Consider the following 19,176-nt stretch of genomic DNA (forward strand, 5'->3'; position numbering starts at 1 on the left):
AATACAAAACAGCAGATGTGCGGACTGACCCGCGCATCTGCATTGCAATGAGAGATGATGGAATTGGAACAGGACCTTATGGTCAGTGAGCGGAAGAAGAAGCCGCTCCGCTGGCATGTACTTGTCTTTTTGGCACCGGCAGTCATCATTTACACGATGATCATGATCCTGCCGCTGGCCGAAACCCTGCGCTTTTCGTTCTTCCAAAGGGATACGACCACGCAAGTGATCTCGTTTGTCGGCTTGGAAAACTACATCAAGCTGTTCTTCGATCCGTACTGGGTCAAGCCGTTCCTCAATTCGCTTTGGAACAACTGCTATTTCTTCCTGATCCATATGCTGGTGCAAAATCCGATTGGTGTCCTGATTGCGGCTTTGCTCTCCATGGTGCATCTGCCGGGCAAGAAGTTTTATCGCACAGCCATCTTCATGCCGACCCTTCTGTCCTTCGTAGTCGTCGGGTTCGTCTGGAAGCTCATGCTCTCCCCGCTATGGGGCGTTTCCAAAGGTCTGATGAAGTCTGTCGGGGTTGGCAGTTGGTATCTACCGTTCCTTGGTAAAGAGGAAACAGCGCTGACTACACTTTCTCTCATCTCTGTCTGGCAGTTCATCGGCATTCCAATGATGCTGATTTATGCTGCGCTTCTCTCCATTCCTGATGAGGTGATTGAAGCAGCTGAATGTGATGGCGTGACCGGCATTTCCCAGTTCTTCAAGATCAAGCTGGTCCTGATCCTGCCAACCATCGGCATCATTTCCATCTTAACCTTCGTAGGCAACTTCAACGCATTTGACTTGATCTACACCACGCAGGGGCCGCTTGCGGGGCCAAACTTCTCGACAGACCTGCTGGGCACGATCTTGTATCGAACGTTCTACGGGCAACAGTTGCAACCCGGTGACCCCAACATGGGTGCCGCCATTGCGACGGTGATGTTCTTCATCATCCTGATGGGTGTTGCTGTCTATCTCTTCTTTATTCAGCGCAAGCTGACCCGCTACGAGATGTGAGGCGCAAATGGCTATTTCTCGTGCAAGACGAAACCGAATGGCAGAACTGGGAGCGCATGTAATCCTGCTCACGTTTGCAGTGATCGCGCTTTTCCCTGTTCTTCTCATTCTCATCAATTCGCTCAAAACCAAAAAAGCAATCTTCCGCAAGCCCTTGGAACTCCCAACCTCCGAAACACTGGATCTGGTTGGGTATTCAACAGTGCTGCAGCAAGGCAACTTCCCGTTATATTTCTGGAACTCGCTGTTCGTGACCGGCGCGAGCTTGTGTCTCATTCTCCTGTTTGGGGCAATGGCAGCTTTTGCGCTCAGTGAATACAAGTTCCGCGGTAATCGCCTCATGGGTCTTTATATGGCGCTGGGCATTATGATCCCAATCCGTTTGGGAACTGTCGGAATTCTCCGCCTGATGGTCGCAACAGATCTCGTGAACACGCATTGGGCACTCATACTGGTCTACACAGCGCAAGGCCTGCCACTGGCGATCTTCATTCTCTCCGAGTTCATGTCGATAGTGTCATCAGACCTCAAATCTGCTGGCCGCATTGATGGCCTTTCGGAATACTCAATCTTCTTACGCCTCGTACTGCCTCTCATCAGACCCGCAATGGCAACAGTGGCTGTTTTCTCTATGATCCCGATTTGGAATGATCTCTGGTTCCCACTCGTTCTGGCCCCCGCAGAGCACACCAAAACACTCACACTGGGCGCTCAGGTGTTCGTTGGGCAATACTCCAACAACTGGAACGCAATTCTCGCGGCTATGGCGCTGGCAGTCATTCCAGTCCTCATTCTCTACACGCTCTTTTCACGCCAACTTATTCGGGGCCTAACATCTGGAGCAGTCAAATGAGTAACAAACCTATCCGCGTGCTCGTGGCTGGCCTAGGAAACATGGGCAAGTCCCATGCTCTGGCGTATGAGACCAATTCGGGATTTGAGATCGTAGGGCTGGTCAATCGATCACCGGTGGAATTGCCTGAAGAGTTGAGTGGCTACACTATCCAATCTGATTTTGCGCAGGCTCTGGTCGAAACCAAACCCGATCTTGTGTCCATCTGCACTTATTCAGACAGCCATGCTGAATATGCAGTCATGGCGATGGAAGCAGGGGCGGATGTGTTTGTAGAAAAGCCACTGGCAACCACTCTGGAAGATGCTCAAAGTGTCGTGGAAACTGCTCGCAAGCTGGGATGTAAACTGGTGGTTGGTTATATCCTGCGCCATCACCCATCATGGACAACCCTCATAGAGCAGTCGCGTAAACTGGGCGGGCCTTACGTCTTCCGCATGAACCTCAACCAGCAGTCCAGCGGCGCAACATGGCAAACCCACAAACAACTGATGCAAACCACATCACCGATTGTCGACTGCGGCGTCCACTACATCGACGTCATGTGTCAGATCACCGACGCCAAGCCGGTCGAAGTGCGTGGCATGGGCGTGCGCCTGAGTGATGAACTGCCCGAGGATATGTACAATTACGGCCATTTGCAAGTCCAGTTCGAGGATGGCTCCGTCGGTTGGTACGAGGCAGGGTGGGGCCCGATGATGTCGGAAACTGCGTTCTTCGTAAAAGATGTCGTCTCGAAAAATGGCAGCGTCTCGATTGTTATGGAAGGCGAGGCCCGTTCGGACGATATCGATATGCACACCAAAACCTCCACCATCCGGGTTCATTACGGCGAAACGGATGCGAACGGCGAGTTTACACGCAAAGACGATGTACTCAGCATGGATGGTGAACCGGGGCATCAGGCCCTGTGTGATCGCGAGCAAGCCTTTGTGCTCACAGCTATCCGTGAAGGGCTGAATTTAGAAGATCACATGAATGCAGCGGTAAATTCTCTGGCTGTCGTATTGGCGGCAGATCAGGCTGTGCGCACAGGCACAGCTCAGAAACTGGACTTGTAATATGGCTAACTTGAAAATCTCATCCCTCTACAAGTCTTTCGGTGCTGAGAATGTGCTGGATGGTATCAACCTTGATATCCAATCCGGTGAATTCCTCGTCTTGCTCGGGCCATCCGGCTGCGGAAAATCCACACTCCTGCGCATCATGGCAGGGCTGGAAGACGAAAGCGCGGGCGATATCGCCATTGAAGGCAAGTCCATCGCACACCTACCGCCATCGAAGCGTGAGATCGCCATGGTCTTCCAGACCTACGCGCTTTATCCGCATTTGAGTGTGCGAGGAAACATGGAGCTGGTCCTAAAGCAGGCAAGGTACTCAAAGGCAGAAATCAAGGATCGCGTTGCTGAAAGTGCACGTGCGCTGGAGCTGGACGCCTTGATGGACCGAAAGCCCTCTCAGCTCTCAGGTGGACAACGCCAACGTGTTGCAATTGGCCGTGCGATTGTGAGAGATCCCAAAATTTTCCTGTTTGATGAACCTCTCTCAAATCTGGATGCAGCATTGCGTGGGCAAGTGCGGTTGGAAATCGCGCGCCTTCATCAACGCCTGTCAGCAACCATGGTGTATGTGACCCATGATCAGGTCGAGGCTATGACACTGGCAGATCGTATTGTGGTTCTGAATGACGGCAAGATCCAGCAGGTCGGCACACCGCGAGACCTTTATGAGCGTCCAGCAAACCTGTTCGTGGCCAGTTTCATCGGTTCGCCCAATATGAATTTTTTGCAGCTGGAAAAACTGAGCGAAAACAGTGCGCAGCTTAAGGATAGGACGCTACTCCCTATCTCCAACAAGGCCTCGGTCATCCCGACAAATGTCACACTCGGTATCCGTCCGTCTCACGGTATTTTGCACGATGAAGCAGGGGAGAGCTATCTGAAGGCAGAAGTCTTACTGGAAGAGTATCTGGGGGACACCACTTACGTGCATGTTGAGTTGGAAACTGGCGAGCAAATGGTTGTTCGCGAAGACCCGGAGATAACGCGCCGAACTGGTGACCAGGTCTACGTGGAGCTGACATTGTCGGGCGTACATCTCTTCAATGCTGATACGGGCAAGCGGATGGACGTCAGCATTTCTGAACAGGAAACTGCTTAGGGCTTAAACTGAGGGAACATGCAGATTTCCCTCAGCTCTCATCAATCTGCGGTTTGTAGTCAAACTCGATAAACTGCAGAAACTTGCGCAAGATATCGGTTTCATAGTTCTTTTTGTAAATTGCGCAAAGGTCTGCCGGAATGTCTTCCTTCAAGCGAATGAAACGCACATTCTTGGATTTCTGACTACGAAAACAGTCGCTAACCAAAGCAATCGCCTGACCGGAAGCAACCAGCGCCAACAAAGTACTCGGCTCCTGAACCTCAAAAGCGGCTTTGGGATAGAAGCCCTGATCCTTACATCTTGCAATCAAAAATGGTGTCGAGTTGGACATGCTTCGGTCCAAAACAGCCATTTCCTCATCTTTTAGCTCTTCCAGTCCCACCACCCTGCGATCCTTGAGAGGGTGCGTGCTAGGCACTGCCAGAGTAAGGTTTTCTCTCACCAATACTTTTGAGTTTAAAGCTGGCTCATTGAGTGTATCGCCATAGCGGCAGATACCCAGATCAATGATGCCGCCATCCAGCGCTTCCTTCTGTTGATTGGGCGCCAACTCGGTAAAATTCAGAGAACAATCTGGATGCTTGCTCTTGAAATCCGAGAGCAGGTTCGCAAATCCATCCAGAAAGGCGCTGCTCACCATCCCGATGCTGAGGGTCGAGTTTTCCGCACGTCCCTGCCGCTGGGTGTTGGTGATGGCGTAATCCAACGTATTGAAAATCTGCTCGCACTCACGTTTCAACACGCGTCCCGCAGCAGTCAGAGAAACATTTCGTGAGTCACGCTGAAAGAGAGAGAGACCCAGGGCAACCTCCAACTCTTTGATTTGTATGGACATAGGTGACTTAGAAATATGCAGCTCTTCCGCCGCACGCCCAAAGTGTCCACTTACTGACACTTGATGGAAGTAACGCAGCATTCGCAAAGTAATGCGGCCTGATGTGATTAGATCGTGCATGAACTTGTTTTGTTATTCTTATTTTGTTCTAGGTTGTAGCTCTTAAAGTTCTACTATTTTTATTCTATATGTTCTGTAAGAACTATAATCTACGAAATAATCCGTATGTGGCGTGGTTTTCTACGTAATATTTTCTAGTTTGTTTCGAACTTCGAAACGATTGATATATTTAAAAAACTTAATAATTGCCTCTTAGGCAACTAGGTTGCCCTCACCAAAGGGAATTAAATAAAAGGTGAGGCAAACTATGCAATCGGGTCAGTTCACATTCGCACCTACGCAAGGTGAGTGTACTGCGCCTGTCGTATGCCGCACGTTCACAGAGACTGATGGCTCATACTCGCGAACTCCCACCGTGTGTATATCCTCAGCACTGACAATTCCTGATGAAGCACTAGAAGGTTCTACAATCGCAGGTGTTTTGCATTGTTTTTCAATGACAAAACATTTGTTGGATGCGGGTGGCCATCTCAACTGTCCACGTGAAGGTGGGTACGGTTAGTCGCCTTCCGGCGCTTCAAATTTCTCCCCAACCATAATCAACAACTTACCTCAGAGCCTCTGGGAGGAGCTCATAATGTTCGCAACAGGTTTTCTTGGCATCGCTACACTGATTGTTATTGCTGTATTGGTTTCAACCAATCGCAAGGCGATCAATCTCCGCACCGTAGGTGGTGCGCTGGCTCTACAGATTGGTATCGGCGCTTTCGTGCTCTACGTTCCAGCTGGCCGTGCTATTCTTCATGCAATGTCAAAGGGCATTTCCGGTGTGATCGACAGTGGTCGTTCCGGCGTTAACTTCCTTTTCGGCAACCTCACCAACGGTTCACTTTCTGAAACTGTTGGCTTCGTGTTTGCCTTCAACGTGCTTTGCCTCGTTATTTTCTTCTCCGCTCTGATTGCAGTTCTGTACCACCTCGGTGTTATGCAGGTCGTCATTCGTGTCATCGGCGGTGGCATGGCAAGACTACTCGGTACATCTCAGGCAGAATCCATGTCTGCGGTTTCCAACGTTTTTGTTGGTCAGACAGAAGCTCCACTGGTTGTGAAGCCTTACATGCCTAAGATGTCTGATAGTGAGTTCTTCGCTATCATGTGCGGTGGTATGGCGTCTGTTGCTGGTACCGTTCTCGGCGGCTACGCGCTGATGGGTGTTAAGATCGAATTCCTGCTCGCTGCATCCTTCATGGCTGCACCAGGTGGTCTTCTCTTCGCAAAACTCATTATGCCTGAAACCAAAGAAGTGAACTACACAGTAGACACAAGCGCTGACTTTGGTGACGAAAAGCCAGAAAACGTGCTGGCTGCTGCTGGTCAGGGCGCAATGAATGGTCTTCAGCTTGCTGGCGCGATCGGTGCAAACCTTGTTGCAATGATCGGTCTCATCACTCTGGTGAACCTGATCCTCGGCAGTGTTGGTGATCTGGCAGGCTTCAGCTTGTCTCTGGAAATGATCCTCGGCTGGATCTTCGCTCCAATCGCTTACCTGCTGGGTGTTCCAATGGCTGACATCGGTGTTGCAGGTTCTCTGATCGGTAAAAAACTGGTCGTCAACGAATTCGTGGCGTATCTCGACCTGAAGAACTACCTCGTAGATGCCACTGCAATCGACATGGGCCTGCCTGTCATTCAGGAAAAGACCAAGGCAATCGTTTCCTTTGCTCTCTGCGGCTTCGCGAACATCTCTTCCATGGGCATTCTCATTGGTGGTCTGGGTGTTCTGGCTCCAAACCGCATGAACTTCATCGCGAAGTACGGTCCTCGCACTCTGTTGGCAGCAACCTGCTCCAACCTCATGAGCGCAGCGATCGCAGGTATCTTTATCTCCTTGGCAATGTAAGAGAGTTTTCTTCCTTAATCTCTGAATTGCCTGCGACGGGGGGAGCTTTGCTCCCCCCGTTTCTATTTGTTTTAGAAAGACAGGCCGCGCTACGTTGGGGGTGAACGCTTGCCTGCATCACAGGAATGAAGCGTTAGCTGCTAACGCCTTCTTCGATAACTTCTCGTGAGCCTTGCGGAGGCATTTCCGGGAATGCCGGAAGCTTCGGATCAATCTCATCCCACGATGGTGCTCTACTGGAATACACGTTTACCTGAGGCTCGATGACCTCCGGCTGGTCAACAGCAGATGCACGCACAAAGATCAAATCTGTCATGGCTGAGTTGAGTGAGTAAACAGCACTGCCGCAGGTTGGGCAAAAGCCCCTTGTGACCACATTTCCACTATTTGCAGGCTTGTCGAAAAATGTGAGCTCCCCAGTCACTTCAACCGCCTCTTTGGGCAGAGCTGCATGAGTGCAATGTCCTGTTCCGGACGACTTGCGACAGTCATCACAGTGACAGTGTGCGGTAATCTGTGGCTTCATTGTGGATTTCAGCTGTACATTCCCGCAAAGGCAGGACCCTGTAAAAGCGCTTTCCATGATACTATCCTTAGTCAGTGTTGAGAGATGACTTAGTGACTTGTAAATTGCAAGTCACTATTCACCATAGGAGGGATTGGCGGTATGTCAACCGAAAACCGTTCCGGCTGCCCGATCGCAAATACACTGGATATAGTGGGTGACCGTTGGAGCCTCCTGATCCTGCGCGACATGTTCAATGGAAAGAAGATCTTTTCAGAGTTCCTGAGCTCACCGGAGAAGATAACAACGAGCGTTCTGACTGTGCGCCTCAACCAGTTGGAAGCGGCTGGATTGGTGAAAAAGGAGCTCTATCAACCGAACCCAAAGCGCTACCAATATCTCTTGTCTGAGACGGGAAGGGATATTCTACCTGTGCTTCAGGAAATGTGCCGATGGGCCAACAAGCATATGCCGGAAACCTGGATCCCGCCGGAGAGCTTCATGGAAATGAACCCATGAAAAAGGCTGGACGCGATATCCAGCCTTTCCCAACTTCAAATGATGCCCTGCGATCAGAATAAGACTGACGGCAACCATGTCGCTATCTGAGGGAAGAACCAGACCAGTGCCATCCCGACAATCTGCAGCAGGATGTAAGGCAACACCCCTTTGTAGATCATGCCTGTTGTGATCTCAGGCGGAGCTGCCCCGCGCAGGTAAAACAGAGAGAATCCGAACGGCGGTGTCAGGAAGCTGGTTTGCAGGTTGATGGCTATCATTACGGAGAGCCAGATTGGATCAAAGCCCATCATCAGCAGGGTAGGGCCTACGATCGGAAGCAAGATCACCGAGATCTCAACGAAGTCCATGAAGAAGCCCAGTGCGAAGATCAAGGCCATTACAAACAGTAAGGCCCCCATTTCACCGCCTGGCATCGCAGAAATCAGCTCTTCAATACGTGTATCACCACCGAGGCCGCGGAAGATCAGCGAGAACACACTCGCACCAATAATGGTCGCAAAGATCATGGCCGAAATCGAAAGCGTATTGGTCATCACTGGCGCTAAAAGCTGAGATCGCCACATGCGCATCACGCTTTGCAGCAGACCACTGATGCCGATGATCAATAGCACAATCGCAACAAACGCCAAGCCCCAGTCCGCAGCTGTCAGCTCGCTCTTTTGCAAGCGAATAGTCGTAAAGCCTGCAAGAGTAATCACTGCCAGCAATGCGATGACGCTTGCTCCGAGCAGGAGGTTGGATTTGCCGTTGCTCAGCCGGAAACCAGCAAGCAGCAAAGCGCCAACAGCACCAACCGCGGCAGCTTCTGTTGGTGTCGCGACACCGCCCAAAATTGAGCCCAGAACAGCAATAATCAGCGCCACAGGTGGAATGAGCACAGACGCAATACGGCGCACTGAAGTTGTACCCAGCACTTGCTTGTCCATAGCAGGCGCACAGCTAGGCTGAAGATAAGCGCGGACAAGCAAATAGATGATGTAGACACCCACCAACATCAATCCGGGGATCAGCGCTGCAGCAAATGTCTGCCCAACACTGATTGTCTCAACGGTGAACTTGCCCTCAGCAAACTGAGCCTGCTGATAGGCGTTGGACATCACCTCAGAAAGAATGATCAAAAGCGTTGAAGGGGGGATAATCTGCCCCAAAGTGCCTGCTGTACAAACTGTACCAGCAGCTAGTTTCGGATCGTAACCATTACGCAGCATCGTTGGCAAAGCAATCAATGCCATCGTCACCACAGTTGCACCCACAATACCAGTGGAAGCTGCGAGCAACCCACCAACGAGCACAACGGAAATACCCAAACCGCCACGAAGAGAACCGAACAACTTGCCCATTTCTTCCAGCAGGTCTTCAGCAATGCGGCTGCGTTCAAGCACAAGCCCCATGAAGACAAAGAGCGGGATCGCAATCAGCACGTTGTTTGTCATCGTGCCAAAAATGCGCTGCGAAAGCGCACCCAGCAGGCCGGTATCAAATGTGCCAGCCAGCGCTCCAAGAATTGCGAAGAGAACGGCCACACCAGCAATTGTGAAGGCAACGGGGTAGCCCAGCAAAATCGCAAAGCACAAGCCGGCAAACATAAAGATATCGAGAAACTCAATCACAGCTTTGGCTCCTCAACATCAACACCACACAAGAAGAGGCCGTCGCGCAAAATGCCAGAAATACCCTGAATGATCAGAAGGCCACAAAATGCTGGAATAAGGCTCTTAAGCAAAAAGCTCGCAGGTATGCCGCCAACAGAGATCGGCCCCTCTAGGATCTTCCAGCTGTTGGAAACGAACGGCCAACTGATCCAGAGCAGCAGCCCGACAGTTGGCAACAGAAAGAGCAAGGCGCCAATCAGATTGATGATGGCTTTGGCCTTGGGTGAGGCCTGCCCATAGAAGATGTCAACGCGCACATGCTTGTCAGCCAGAAGCGTATAGCCCGCGCCAAGCATGAAAACGGCGGCATGCATGTAGAGCACGCCTTCGCCGAGAAAGATGTAGCTGATGCCAAACAGATAGCGCAGCAAAACAATCGCAAACTGCAAAAGCAACATAAACAACGCAAACCAACGAATGGTATGGCCAACCATTCGGTTGATAGCGTCGAGTTTCAAGACAACAGAGGTCATCGGTGGAATCCGATCAGGCCAGAGTTTTTTCTTGGCTTTCTAGAGCGCACCTTCGAAAAGTAGCTGTTGGCTTTCGGAGAAAGGAACGCACGAAGCTGAGGAAAGCAGGAGAGCAGCCGGGGTGATGTACCCCGACTGAGTATTGCGCGGAAAATTCTGACAAACCGGGAGTTAGCCAGAAGACTGCAACTTAACCGTAGTTGATGTCCAGAAGGCGCATATTCATCTGGCCATTATCTGCCAGAGGTTTGTATTCCTTCATGGATTCACGATAAGTGAGGAAGCTCTCTGTGATGCGTTTCACCAGCTCGTCATCATTCTGGCGCAGTTCGCCAATCACTTCACCAGCAGCGTTGCCCATTGCCAGAATAACGTCTTCTGGCATGTTGCGAACCATGACACCTTTTTCCGCAACCAGCATCTTCAATGCCTTAGCATGGTTGGTGGTGTATTCAGTCCAAACATCGTTGTAGAGCGAGGAACACGCAAACGCGACAACCTGCTTCAGGTCATCCGGGAGTGCATTGTAAGCCTCAGAGTTCACAGCACATTCTTCAGCTGAAGATGGCTCGCCCACACCTGGGAAGTAATAGTTCTTGGCAACCTGATAGAAGCCTAGAGCAGAGTCCGTCCAGGGACCAATAAACTCACCGGCATCCAGTGTTCCTGTCTGAAGCGCCTGGAACATGTCGCGGCCACCCATTGCCTGAACAGCCATGCCCATCTTGGTGCACATCTCAGAAGCAAGACCAGTGGTACGGAAGCGCAGTCCCTTCAGGTCTTCAGCAGAATTGATCTCAGTGCGGAACCAACCAGCAGCTTGTGGGCCAGAGTTGCCACACAGGAACGGCTTCAGGTTAAAGCGCGCATACATCTCATCATAGAGAGCTTGACCACCGCCATGCGCCATCCAGCCATATTGCTCGTCAGCGGTCAAACCAAATGGCTGAGAACCGAACAGCAGGAAGCCTTTGGACTTGGAGCCCCAGTATGCAGGGACAGAGTGGTAAAGTTCAGCAGTTCCCTCCGATACTGCATCAAACACACCACGGCCCGGAACCAGCTCACCAGCTGCATAGAGTTTCACCTCAATGCGCCCACCGGAAAGCATGGTGATGCGATCTGCAAGCATCTGCGCTGCAACGCCAGGACCCGGAAGGTTCTTTGGCCACGAGGTAACCATCTTCCATTTGATCTTGTCGGAAGCAACAGCCGGAGCTGCCAAAGCAGAAGCAGCGGTGATGCTAGTTGCAGCAACACCTGCACCCTTAAGAAAATCACGTCTTTTCATAATTTTTCCCCTCAAAAATTAGAATAACAAGGGGCCGCGAACTGCGGTCCCTCATCGGTTTTTGTTTAAAGTCTGGAGTGCCAGAATACGCGGCTAGACCAGTTTGCCCGGAAGTGGAGGAACTGACTCAATCAGGAAAGGTTTGTGCTCCCGAGTCAGTTACTTACCTAGAGATGGTAAGTTCAAACCATTCTCCTTGGCGCAATCAATTGCCAATTGGTAGCCTGCGTCCGCATGGCGCATGACACCTGTCGCTGGGTCATTCCACAGCACACGGCCAACACGCTCATCAGCTTCTTTCGTTCCGTCACAACAAATCACCATGCCGGAATGCTGAGAAAAGCCCATGCCAACACCACCGCCATGGTGCAGAGACACCCATGTTGCACCAGAAGCAGTGTTCAGCAGCGCATTAAGCAGCGGCCAGTCAGAAACAGCATCAGAGCCATCCATCATGGATTCCGTTTCACGATTTGGCGACGCAACAGAGCCGGAATCCAGATGATCACGACCAATCACAACCGGTGCCTTCAGCTCACCGTTGCGGACCATTTCGTTGAATGCAAGACCGAGACGGTGACGCTGACCCAGACCGACCCAACAGATACGTGCTGGCAACCCTTGGAAGGAAATACGCTCTCGCGCCATGTCCAGCCAGTTATGAAGGTGCGGATCATCAGGAATGAGTTCCTTCACCTTTTGGTCTGTCTTGTAGATGTCCTCTGGATCACCTGAAAGCGCTGCCCAACGGAACGGACCAACACCTTTACAGAACAACGGACGAATGTAGGCAGGGACAAAGCCCGGGAAGTCGAAGGCGTTCTCTAAGCCTTCCTCAAATGCCATCTGACGGATGTTGTTGCCGTAATCTACGGTCGGAATACCGCGTTCATGGAAGTCCAGCATCGCTTTCACATGCACTTTCATGGATGCACGTGCGGCTTTCTCAACGGCCTTCGGATCGCTCTCGCGTTTTTCTTTCCACTGCGCCATGGTCCAGCCCTGTGGCAGGTATCCATTGATCGGGTCATGAGCAGACGTCTGGTCTGTCACGATATCCGGACGAACACCACGCTCAACCAGTTCAGCAAAAATGTCAGCGGCATTGCCGAGCAAACCAACAGACTTGGCTTCACCTGCAGCCGTCCAACGCTCAATCATCTCCAGCGCTTCATCAAGCGTCTTGGCTTTCTCATCGACGTATTTGGTGCGTAGGCGGAAATCGATGCTGTCTTCGTTACACTCAACGGCCAGACAAGACGCTCCGGCCATGACTGCTGCAAGCGGCTGAGCGCCACCCATACCGCCAAGGCCACCAGTCAGGATCCATTTGCCTTTCAGATCTCCACCATAGTGCTGACGGCCTGCCTCAACGAAGGTTTCGTAAGTGCCCTGAACAATGCCCTGTGAGCCGATGTAGATCCACGAGCCCGCAGTCATCTGGCCGTACATCGCCAGACCTTTTTTATCCAGTTCGTTGAAGTGATCCCAGTTCGCCCAATGCGGCACAAGGTTGGAGTTAGCGATTAGAACACGCGGTGCATTCTCATGCGTGCGGAACACACCAACCGGCTTACCGGACTGAACCAGCAAGGTTTCATCAGCTTCCAGCTTTTTGAGGCTATCGACAATGGTGTCGAAATCTTTCCAGGTGCGCGCAGCACGGCCAATGCCACCATACACCACCAGCTCATGCGGGTTTTCAGCCACATCAGGGTGCAGGTTGTTCATGAGCATGCGCAACGGTGCTTCCGTCAGCCAGCTCTTGGCATTCAACTCTGGCCCGGTTGGTGGAAAGATATCGCGCGTATTCTTGCGAGGGTCTTGAGTGAGCGTATCGGTCATTGTCGGCTCCGTTAGCGACTTGTACTGGCGTTTGAAAATGCCCCTGCAAGGGCCTGCGCTTCTAACTGAGTAAGAATGGATTTGAGAGTGGCGCGCGTCTTGTCCGCGCGCTCTGGAGCGTAAGCCCACGGGCTCTGCTCAAACATATAGGCCCGCTGCGCTGTCTCCATCTGAATGGCATGCATGCCAGTCTCGGGCTTGCCATAATGGCGTGTAGTCCAGCCGCCTTTAAAGCGGGCATTGACCACCGTTTCCACGCTGTCATCCTGCCGGCAAGCATCAACGGTGATCTGCTCAATCATCGGAGCACAGGTCTGCCCAACATTACTGCCAATGTTGAAGACTGGTAGTTCGCCTTCAAACAGAAACGGGATGTTGGAGCGGATGGAATGGCAGTCGTAAAGAACAGCAACACCAAACTTCTGCCGCACACGCTCCAGCTCTTCGGCAATCGCCTCGTGATACGGTGCGTGGAACTTAGCGCGACGTTCTTCAACTTCATCCTCAGATGGCTCTTGCCCGTCACGGTAAATCGGGCGTCCGTCAAAGTCAGTCAGCGGGCAAAGAGTGGTCGTGTTCTGCCCCGGATAAAGCGAGACACCTGAAGGGTCGCGATTGGCATCAATCACATAACGGTGCACGGGTGTCTGGATTACACTCGCGTTTTCTAGCAGACCGTCATAAAGGCGATTGATGTGCCAGTCCGTATCGGCCAGCGCTTGTCCCACCGTGTTGAACCTGTCCCAGATGTTTAAAGGCACATCAGTGCCCCCATGCGGCTGAGCCAGCACAATCGGGCTGTCGCCTCGTTTGATCAGGGGGGAGAAGGAATAAGTCAATCAGGCCTCCTCTAACTTGAAAAACTGAGCTTTGCTGGCAGCATCAAAAATTCGACCAGAAGCAACAAGTTCAGCCGCTTTTTCCAGATCCGGCGCCATGTAGCGATCATCTTCCAATTCTTCTACCTCAGTGCGTACAGCTGCGATAACCTCCTGCAAGATTGGGCTGGTTTTGAGCGGTATACGGAACTCAATGCCCTGAGCGGCCATCAGCAGTTCAATGCCGATGATCTGAGAAAGGTTCGCATTCATATCAATCAGGCGCCGCGCCGCATGGGTTGCCATGGAAACATGGTCTTCCTGATTGGCACTGGTCGGCGTCGAATCCACAGAGCAAGGTGCCGCACGCTGTTTGTTCTCACTGTAAAGGGCAGCAGAGGTCACGTCCGCGATCATAAAGCCGGAGTTGAGGCCCGGATTTGGCGTCAGGAACGGTGGCAGACCGTAGTTGAGTGCTGGGTCAACCAGCGTAGCAATCCGGCGCTGCGAGATCGCGCCAATCTCGGCAATGGCGAGAGCGGTCTGGTCAGCAGCAAACGCAACTGGTTCAGCATGGAAATTGCCACCGGAAACAATAGAGCCGTCTTTGAAAACAAGCGGGTTATCAGTCACTGCATTAGCTTCAATCTCAAGCGTATAAGCAACCTGAGCAAGAAGCCCCAGCACAGCGCCCATCACCTGAGGTTGGCAGCGCAGGCAATACGGATCTTGCACGCGCTCATCATCTTCGCGGTGGCTTTCTCTGATCGCTGAGCCAGACATCAGCTCGCGAATGGTCGCGGCGGCAGAAATCTGGCCTTTATGACCGCGCAGCTCATGGATCTCAGGGCGGAACGGAGCGCCAGAACCCATCAACGCATCAACGGACATAGCACCGGTAATCAACGCAGTCTTCGCAAGACGATGTGCTTGGAACAGACCCGCAAGAGCAAGCGCAGTTGAAACCTGCGTGCCATTGATTAGCGCAAGGCCTTCCTTCGCTGCTAGCTGAATAGTCGGAATACCAGCCAACTGCATTGCTTCTTTGCCAGAAACACGCACACCGCCAAAGAAGGCCTCTCCTTCACCGAGCATCACAGCTGCAACGTGAGAAAGCGGAGCCAGGTCACCGGAAGCGCCGACGCTTCCCTGACCCGGAACCACGGGCACAACATTGTGCGTCAGCATCTGCTCAAGACACTCAATCAACTCCCACCGTACACCAGATGCGCCACGACCCAGCGAGGCGAGTTTTAGCACAATCACCAAACGCACAATGTTTTGCGGCAGCACATCACCAACGCCGCAGCAATGCGAAAGAATGAGGTTTCTCTGTAGGGTAGCAGTATCATCGCTAGGGATTTTGACAGAAGCAAGCTTCCCAAATCCCGTATTCACCCCATACACCGGTGTATCGCCCTGTGCCGCTGCATGCACAACAGCAGCAGCCCGTTCAACGCCCACTTTGCAAGAGCGGTCCAGTTCAACATTGGCCTCGGTGCGATAGATCTGCTGAAGCTGAGAAAGTGCAATTTCTCCCGGTTTTAAAACCAGCTTAGGTTTGGAAGAGACGGTGGGGGAACTAGTCATAAATGCCTCAGTGCTTAATTTGCTTGTGTTTTTGTGATGTCTTTGCCGAGGAAATACAGGCGGTTCAGTGGGTTGAACCCGATCCGGTAGGCCAGTTCGGCTGGCTCCTTAACATCCCAGATCGCAATGTTTGCCTGCTTGCCTGCTTCCAAAGTCCCGCAAGTTTCCGCTTGCCCCAGTGCTTGGGCTGCATTGCGAGTAATCCCGGCCAGCGCTTCCTGCGGTGTCATGCGAAACAAGGTGCACGCCATGTTCATACACAGCAGAAGCGAGGTGAGGGGAGAGGACCCCGGATTGGCATCTGTCGCCAGAGCAATCGGAACACCAGCATCGCGCAATTCCTGAAGAGGAGGATGTTGAATTTCACGCAGGAAGTAGAATGCGCCCGGCAGCAGAACGGCAACAGTTCCAGCTTCCTTCATGCTCGCAATACCGGTGGCATCCAGATACTCCAGATGATCAGCGGAAAGCGCTTTGTGGCTGGCTGCCATAGCCGTGCCACCAAGATTAGAAAGCTGCTCAGAATGAATTTTAACTGGCAGGCCAAGCTCCTGTGCCCGGTCAAATACGCGACTGACCTGCTCAGGTGAAAACGCAATCCCTTCGCAGAAAGCATCAACCGCATCAGCAAGGTTCTCGGCCTGAACAGCAGGGAGCACTTCATTGCAAACAAAGCTGATATAGGCATCACTGCGTCCTTCATACTCAGGCGGCAACGCATGTGCGCCGAGGAAGGTGGTCAGGACCTTGACTGGCCGAAGTTCACCGATCTTGCGGGCAACTCGCAGCATTTTCAGCTCGGTATTCAGATCCAGCCCATAACCGGACTTAATCTCCAGAAGTGTCACCCCCTCCGCCAGCAACGCATCAACGCGTGGCAATGCATCGGCTAACAGGTCTTCTTCACTGGCAGCGCGCGTTGCAGCAACAGTGGAACGAATACCACCACCGGCACGGGCAATCTCCTCGTAGGTCGCACCATTCAACCGCATCTCAAACTCACGAGCACGGGAACCGCCATAGACAATATGCGTGTGGCAATCAACGAGGGACGGTGTTGCAAGGCGCCCGCCAAGGTCCGTTTGCGCAGTGCCTTTCCAGTCCTCTGGCAACTCCAGCTTAGGACCAATCCAACAGATTGTGTCGTCTTCAATGGCAATCGCTGCGCTATGGATCAGGCCATAACCATCCGACTGCTCAGAAAGAGTTGCAGCTGTCAGGTTGGTGAGTACGGTTCTCCCGCTTGTCATGGACCCTCCCGAGATTCCACGTGAATTCACTTCAGTAAAAATCTACATGGAAATCGCTTAATGTCTATACATAAAAAATGTGCAGTGTGCGTAATTTTTGAGTCAATGCATCTGAGGAGACTGAATAAATAGCTAAATTCAGCCATTATTATCATTATATGGTGATATCTTAGAAGAATGGTGTGGTTGTGTGAGTTGCATTTATGTATATGCTTATTAATGTAAAAATGATCTGAGCTGATCATCGTTTCACATCAAACCTATTGAGTGAGCAATGAAAACCATCTTTGCAGGGCAGGCTTTACTTCCCACTGGTCTAACCGAAAATGTGCGCTTGCGCTTGGACGACAACGGCACAATCAAAGCCGTTGAGACTGAGGTAAAACCTGAGGGCGAAGAGGTTTCCGGCAAAAGCAGAATGATCAGTCCTGCCCCTGCCAACTTGCATTCACATGCCTTCCAACGCGCAATGGCTGGCATGACAGAAGTGCGCCAAAAGGGGAAAGACAGTTTCTGGACCTGGCGTGAGCTCATGTATCGCTTCTTGGGCCAGTTGCGCCCGGAGCAAGCTGAGGCAATCGCAGCGCTGGTCTACATGGAGATGTTAGAGGCTGGCTACGCCAGTGTGGGTGAATTCCACTACCTCCATCACCAAGCTGACGGAACGCCATACGACACCCTCACAGAAATGAGTGATCGCATCTTTGCAGCCGCCAGCCAGACAGGCATTGGCCTCACGCATCTGCCGGTGTTGTATTCCTATGGCGGAGCAGGCGAGCAGCCACTCACTGGCGGTCAACTGCGGTTTGGTAATGATCTGGAACGTCATCTGCAACTCATCGAGCAAGCGTCGAAAACGCTGGCCGCCCATCTTCCCGCTGATTGTCAGGTCGGCATTGCACCTCACTCACTGCGGGCAACCAATCCATCGCAGTTGCGTGAGATCGCGGCTACGTTTACGGGCAAGCCTGTTCACATCCACATCTCAGAGCAGATGAAGGAAGTGGAATCTGTTCAGGAGTGGCTGGGTGCACGGCCAATCGAATGGTTATTGAGCAATGTTGACGTGCAAGATAATTGGTGTTTTGTGCATGCGACCCACATGACTACAGAAGAAACAGTGGCCATGGCAAAAGCAGGTGCGGTTGCAGGTCTCTGTCCAATCACAGAGGCAAACCTCGGCGACGGCATCTTCAACGGACCAACATTTATCGAAGCTGGCGGCGTCTATGGCGTGGGCTCAGACAGTAACTTGCGCATCTCGCTCTCTGAAGAATTGCGCATTCTCGAATACAGCCAACGCCTGCGTGATCAGTCTCGCAATGTCATGTTGCGCGGAGAAGGCTCTGTCGGTACCGCCATGTATCAGGCTTCTGCAAAAGGCGGCGCACAAGCACTTGGTCGCAACACGGGAGAGCTGAAGGAAGGGCATTTGGCTGATGTGGTCGCAATCGACACCACTCGTGTTGAGTTTGCCGGCCTGAAACCCGACCAATATCTCGACTATTGGATTTTTGCAGGTGATGACCGTGTCGTGACTGATGTTTGGTCAGCTGGACGCCACATGGTGAAAGATGGGCAGCACATCCACCGCGCAGCGATCACGGCTAAATATAGAGAACAGCTTGCAGTTTTGCTGGAAGCAGCCTAACAACGCCGCAATCAATCTCATTTGAAAATGACAGGACAAGCGCTTGCGATCCTATAAGGAAATTAGAGGCATTTTGCAGGAACGGATCACCAGCCAGCAATGGCAGCCAGGTGATTTGTTGCCAAGCGAGCAAGCGCTTTCTGAGGAGTTCGGGTGCACTCGATCAACAGTCAACCGTGCCATGCGAGAACTCGCGGATGCCGGACTGGTTGAACGTCGCCGCAAAGCTGGAACCCGTGTCGTTCAGCCGAAATCCCATCCTGCAACCATTTCTATTCCAGTGATCCGGCAAGAAATCGAAAACAAAGATCAGTCTTATAAGTACTTATTACTGGAGCGCTTGGAAGCGCTGCCGCCGGAAGATGTTCGTGCCCAGCTTGGATTGGAGCAAAACGAGAAAGCTCTTTTTCTCAAAAGCCTGCATTATGGTGACGGCATTCCGCAGCAACTTGATGTGCGTTGGATCAACATTTCTGCACTGCCTGAGGCTTCGCAGGAGAGCTTCGCAGATATCGGCCCAAATGAATGGCTCTTGAAACGTGTCCCACACCCAAATATTGAACATGTCTTTCGCGCTGACAAAGCTACTGCCGAAGAGCAACGGCTTCTGCAGCTACAAGAGTGTGAGCCTGTTTTCACAATTGAGCGTCGTACGTGGATTTCGGGGCAGGGCATAACCTATGTGCGCCTTGTGCACCCTGGAAGTCGCTATCGTATGGCAACACGCAGTTCGGCAATCCCCACTTTCAACTAGAAA

At 52.1% G+C, this 19,176-nt stretch carries 17 protein-coding genes; 8 read left to right on the forward strand and 9 right to left on the reverse strand.

The annotated features are described in order from the left end of the window. Nucleotides 1-57: 57 nt before the first annotated feature. Genes DHN43_RS16340 through DHN43_RS16355 form a run of 4 tightly spaced genes read left to right on the forward strand, consistent with a single transcriptional unit; the run spans nucleotide 58 to nucleotide 4,024 of the window. Nucleotides 58-1,011 carry a carbohydrate ABC transporter permease gene (locus tag DHN43_RS16340; RefSeq protein WP_244306780.1) on the forward strand — a complete coding sequence of 318 codons (954 nt, stop codon included), beginning with the start codon at nucleotides 58-60 and terminating at the stop codon, nucleotides 1,009-1,011. Nucleotides 1,012-1,018: 7 nt separating this feature from the next. Then, on the forward strand, nucleotides 1,019-1,864 hold the full coding sequence (locus tag DHN43_RS16345; RefSeq protein WP_199914825.1) for a carbohydrate ABC transporter permease: 846 nt from the start codon (nucleotides 1,019-1,021) through the stop codon (nucleotides 1,862-1,864). After that, nucleotides 1,861-2,925, forward strand: coding sequence for a Gfo/Idh/MocA family oxidoreductase (locus tag DHN43_RS16350; RefSeq protein WP_108819317.1), 1,065 nt, complete (start codon nucleotides 1,861-1,863; stop codon nucleotides 2,923-2,925). The genes DHN43_RS16345 and DHN43_RS16350 overlap by 4 nt, the downstream gene beginning before the upstream one ends. A gap of 1 nt (nucleotide 2,926) precedes the next feature. Beyond that, entirely contained in the window at nucleotides 2,927-4,024 is a 1,098-nt protein-coding gene (locus tag DHN43_RS16355; RefSeq protein WP_108819318.1) for an ABC transporter ATP-binding protein, read from the forward strand. Between the two features lie 31 nt (nucleotides 4,025-4,055). Here the strand turns inward: DHN43_RS16355 and DHN43_RS16360 are convergent, their stop codons facing one another. After that, on the reverse strand, nucleotides 4,056-4,982 hold the full coding sequence (locus DHN43_RS16360) for a LysR substrate-binding domain-containing protein (RefSeq protein ID WP_063305476.1): 927 nt from the start codon (nucleotides 4,980-4,982) through the stop codon (nucleotides 4,056-4,058). Nucleotides 4,983-5,559: 577 nt separating this feature from the next. Here DHN43_RS16360 and DHN43_RS16365 point away from each other — a divergent pair. Continuing rightward, nucleotides 5,560-6,822: a NupC/NupG family nucleoside CNT transporter gene (locus DHN43_RS16365; RefSeq protein WP_057464104.1), complete on the forward strand. Its 1,263-nt coding sequence runs from the start codon at nucleotides 5,560-5,562 to the stop codon at nucleotides 6,820-6,822. 133 nt (nucleotides 6,823-6,955) lie between these two features. On the opposite strand, the gene DHN43_RS16370 is transcribed toward DHN43_RS16365, so the two are convergent. Beyond that, nucleotides 6,956-7,405, reverse strand: coding sequence for a GFA family protein (locus DHN43_RS16370; RefSeq protein ID WP_063286673.1), 450 nt, complete (start codon nucleotides 7,403-7,405; stop codon nucleotides 6,956-6,958). A gap of 84 nt (nucleotides 7,406-7,489) precedes the next feature. On the opposite strand from DHN43_RS16370, the gene DHN43_RS16375 reads away from it, so the two are divergent. Beyond that, nucleotides 7,490-7,846 carry a winged helix-turn-helix transcriptional regulator gene (locus DHN43_RS16375; RefSeq protein WP_057464141.1) on the forward strand — a complete coding sequence of 119 codons (357 nt, stop codon included), beginning with the start codon at nucleotides 7,490-7,492 and terminating at the stop codon, nucleotides 7,844-7,846. 53 nt (nucleotides 7,847-7,899) lie between these two features. Here DHN43_RS16375 and DHN43_RS16380 read toward each other — a convergent pair whose 3' ends face one another. The 7 genes from DHN43_RS16380 to hutI form a co-directional block, all read right to left on the reverse strand. After that, nucleotides 7,900-9,459, reverse strand: coding sequence for a TRAP transporter large permease (locus tag DHN43_RS16380; protein ID WP_108819319.1), 1,560 nt, complete (start codon nucleotides 9,457-9,459; stop codon nucleotides 7,900-7,902). After that, entirely contained in the window at nucleotides 9,456-9,974 is a 519-nt protein-coding gene (locus DHN43_RS16385; RefSeq protein WP_063286674.1) for a TRAP transporter small permease subunit, read from the reverse strand. Before DHN43_RS16385 ends, DHN43_RS16380 begins: the two co-directional genes overlap by 4 nt. A 190-nt stretch (nucleotides 9,975-10,164) precedes the next feature. Next, entirely contained in the window at nucleotides 10,165-11,265 is a 1,101-nt protein-coding gene (locus DHN43_RS16390) for a TRAP transporter substrate-binding protein (RefSeq protein WP_108819320.1), read from the reverse strand. 159 nt (nucleotides 11,266-11,424) lie between these two features. Next, entirely contained in the window at nucleotides 11,425-13,110 is a 1,686-nt protein-coding gene (hutU, locus tag DHN43_RS16395) for a urocanate hydratase (protein ID WP_108819321.1), read from the reverse strand. An 11-nt stretch (nucleotides 13,111-13,121) separates the two neighbouring features. After that, nucleotides 13,122-13,949 (reverse strand): N-formylglutamate deformylase, encoded by an 828-nt coding sequence (gene hutG / locus DHN43_RS16400; RefSeq protein WP_108819322.1) that lies wholly within the window; start codon nucleotides 13,947-13,949, stop codon nucleotides 13,122-13,124. Next, nucleotides 13,950-15,518 (reverse strand): histidine ammonia-lyase, encoded by a 1,569-nt coding sequence (gene hutH, locus DHN43_RS16405; RefSeq protein ID WP_108819323.1) that lies wholly within the window; start codon nucleotides 15,516-15,518, stop codon nucleotides 13,950-13,952. 14 nt (nucleotides 15,519-15,532) lie between these two features. After that, complete coding sequence (gene hutI / locus DHN43_RS16410; RefSeq protein ID WP_108819324.1) at nucleotides 15,533-16,768, reverse strand: imidazolonepropionase; 1,236 nt, start codon at nucleotides 16,766-16,768, stop codon at nucleotides 15,533-15,535. 274 nt (nucleotides 16,769-17,042) lie between these two features. On the opposite strand from hutI, the gene DHN43_RS16415 reads away from it, so the two are divergent. Further along, nucleotides 17,043-18,419 carry a formimidoylglutamate deiminase gene (locus DHN43_RS16415; protein WP_108819325.1) on the forward strand — a complete coding sequence of 459 codons (1,377 nt, stop codon included), beginning with the start codon at nucleotides 17,043-17,045 and terminating at the stop codon, nucleotides 18,417-18,419. A 43-nt stretch (nucleotides 18,420-18,462) separates the two neighbouring features. Then, nucleotides 18,463-19,173 carry a UTRA domain-containing protein gene (locus tag DHN43_RS16420; protein WP_108819326.1) on the forward strand — a complete coding sequence of 237 codons (711 nt, stop codon included), beginning with the start codon at nucleotides 18,463-18,465 and terminating at the stop codon, nucleotides 19,171-19,173. Nucleotides 19,174-19,176: the final 3 nt, after the last annotated feature.

Source organism: Pseudovibrio sp. Alg231-02, from assembly GCF_900143565.1.
Taxonomy (GTDB): domain Bacteria; phylum Pseudomonadota; class Alphaproteobacteria; order Rhizobiales; family Stappiaceae; genus Pseudovibrio.

Bases quoted from the DNA above. Each gene is read 5' to 3' on its own strand.
- DHN43_RS16375 (WP_057464141.1), top strand. From the start codon at position 7,490: ATGTCAACCGAAAACCGTTCCGGCTGCCCGATCGCAAATACACTGGAT.
- DHN43_RS16350 (WP_108819317.1), top strand. From the start codon at position 1,861: ATGAGTAACAAACCTATCCGCGTGCTCGTGGCTGGCCTAGGAAACATG.
- DHN43_RS16360 (WP_063305476.1), bottom strand. From the start codon at position 4,982: ATGCACGATCTAATCACATCAGGCCGCATTACTTTGCGAATGCTGCGT.
- DHN43_RS16415 (WP_108819325.1), top strand. From the start codon at position 17,043: ATGAAAACCATCTTTGCAGGGCAGGCTTTACTTCCCACTGGTCTAACC.
- DHN43_RS16345 (WP_199914825.1), top strand. From the start codon at position 1,019: ATGGCTATTTCTCGTGCAAGACGAAACCGAATGGCAGAACTGGGAGCG.
- DHN43_RS16340 (WP_244306780.1), top strand. From the start codon at position 58: ATGGAATTGGAACAGGACCTTATGGTCAGTGAGCGGAAGAAGAAGCCG.
- DHN43_RS16390 (WP_108819320.1), bottom strand. From the start codon at position 11,265: ATGAAAAGACGTGATTTTCTTAAGGGTGCAGGTGTTGCTGCAACTAGC.
- DHN43_RS16365 (WP_057464104.1), top strand. From the start codon at position 5,560: ATGTTCGCAACAGGTTTTCTTGGCATCGCTACACTGATTGTTATTGCT.
- hutU (WP_108819321.1), bottom strand. From the start codon at position 13,110: ATGACCGATACGCTCACTCAAGACCCTCGCAAGAATACGCGCGATATC.
- DHN43_RS16370 (WP_063286673.1), bottom strand. From the start codon at position 7,405: ATGGAAAGCGCTTTTACAGGGTCCTGCCTTTGCGGGAATGTACAGCTG.
- DHN43_RS16355 (WP_108819318.1), top strand. From the start codon at position 2,927: ATGGCTAACTTGAAAATCTCATCCCTCTACAAGTCTTTCGGTGCTGAG.
- hutI (WP_108819324.1), bottom strand. From the start codon at position 16,768: ATGACAAGCGGGAGAACCGTACTCACCAACCTGACAGCTGCAACTCTT.
- DHN43_RS16385 (WP_063286674.1), bottom strand. From the start codon at position 9,974: ATGACCTCTGTTGTCTTGAAACTCGACGCTATCAACCGAATGGTTGGC.
- hutH (WP_108819323.1), bottom strand. From the start codon at position 15,518: ATGACTAGTTCCCCCACCGTCTCTTCCAAACCTAAGCTGGTTTTAAAA.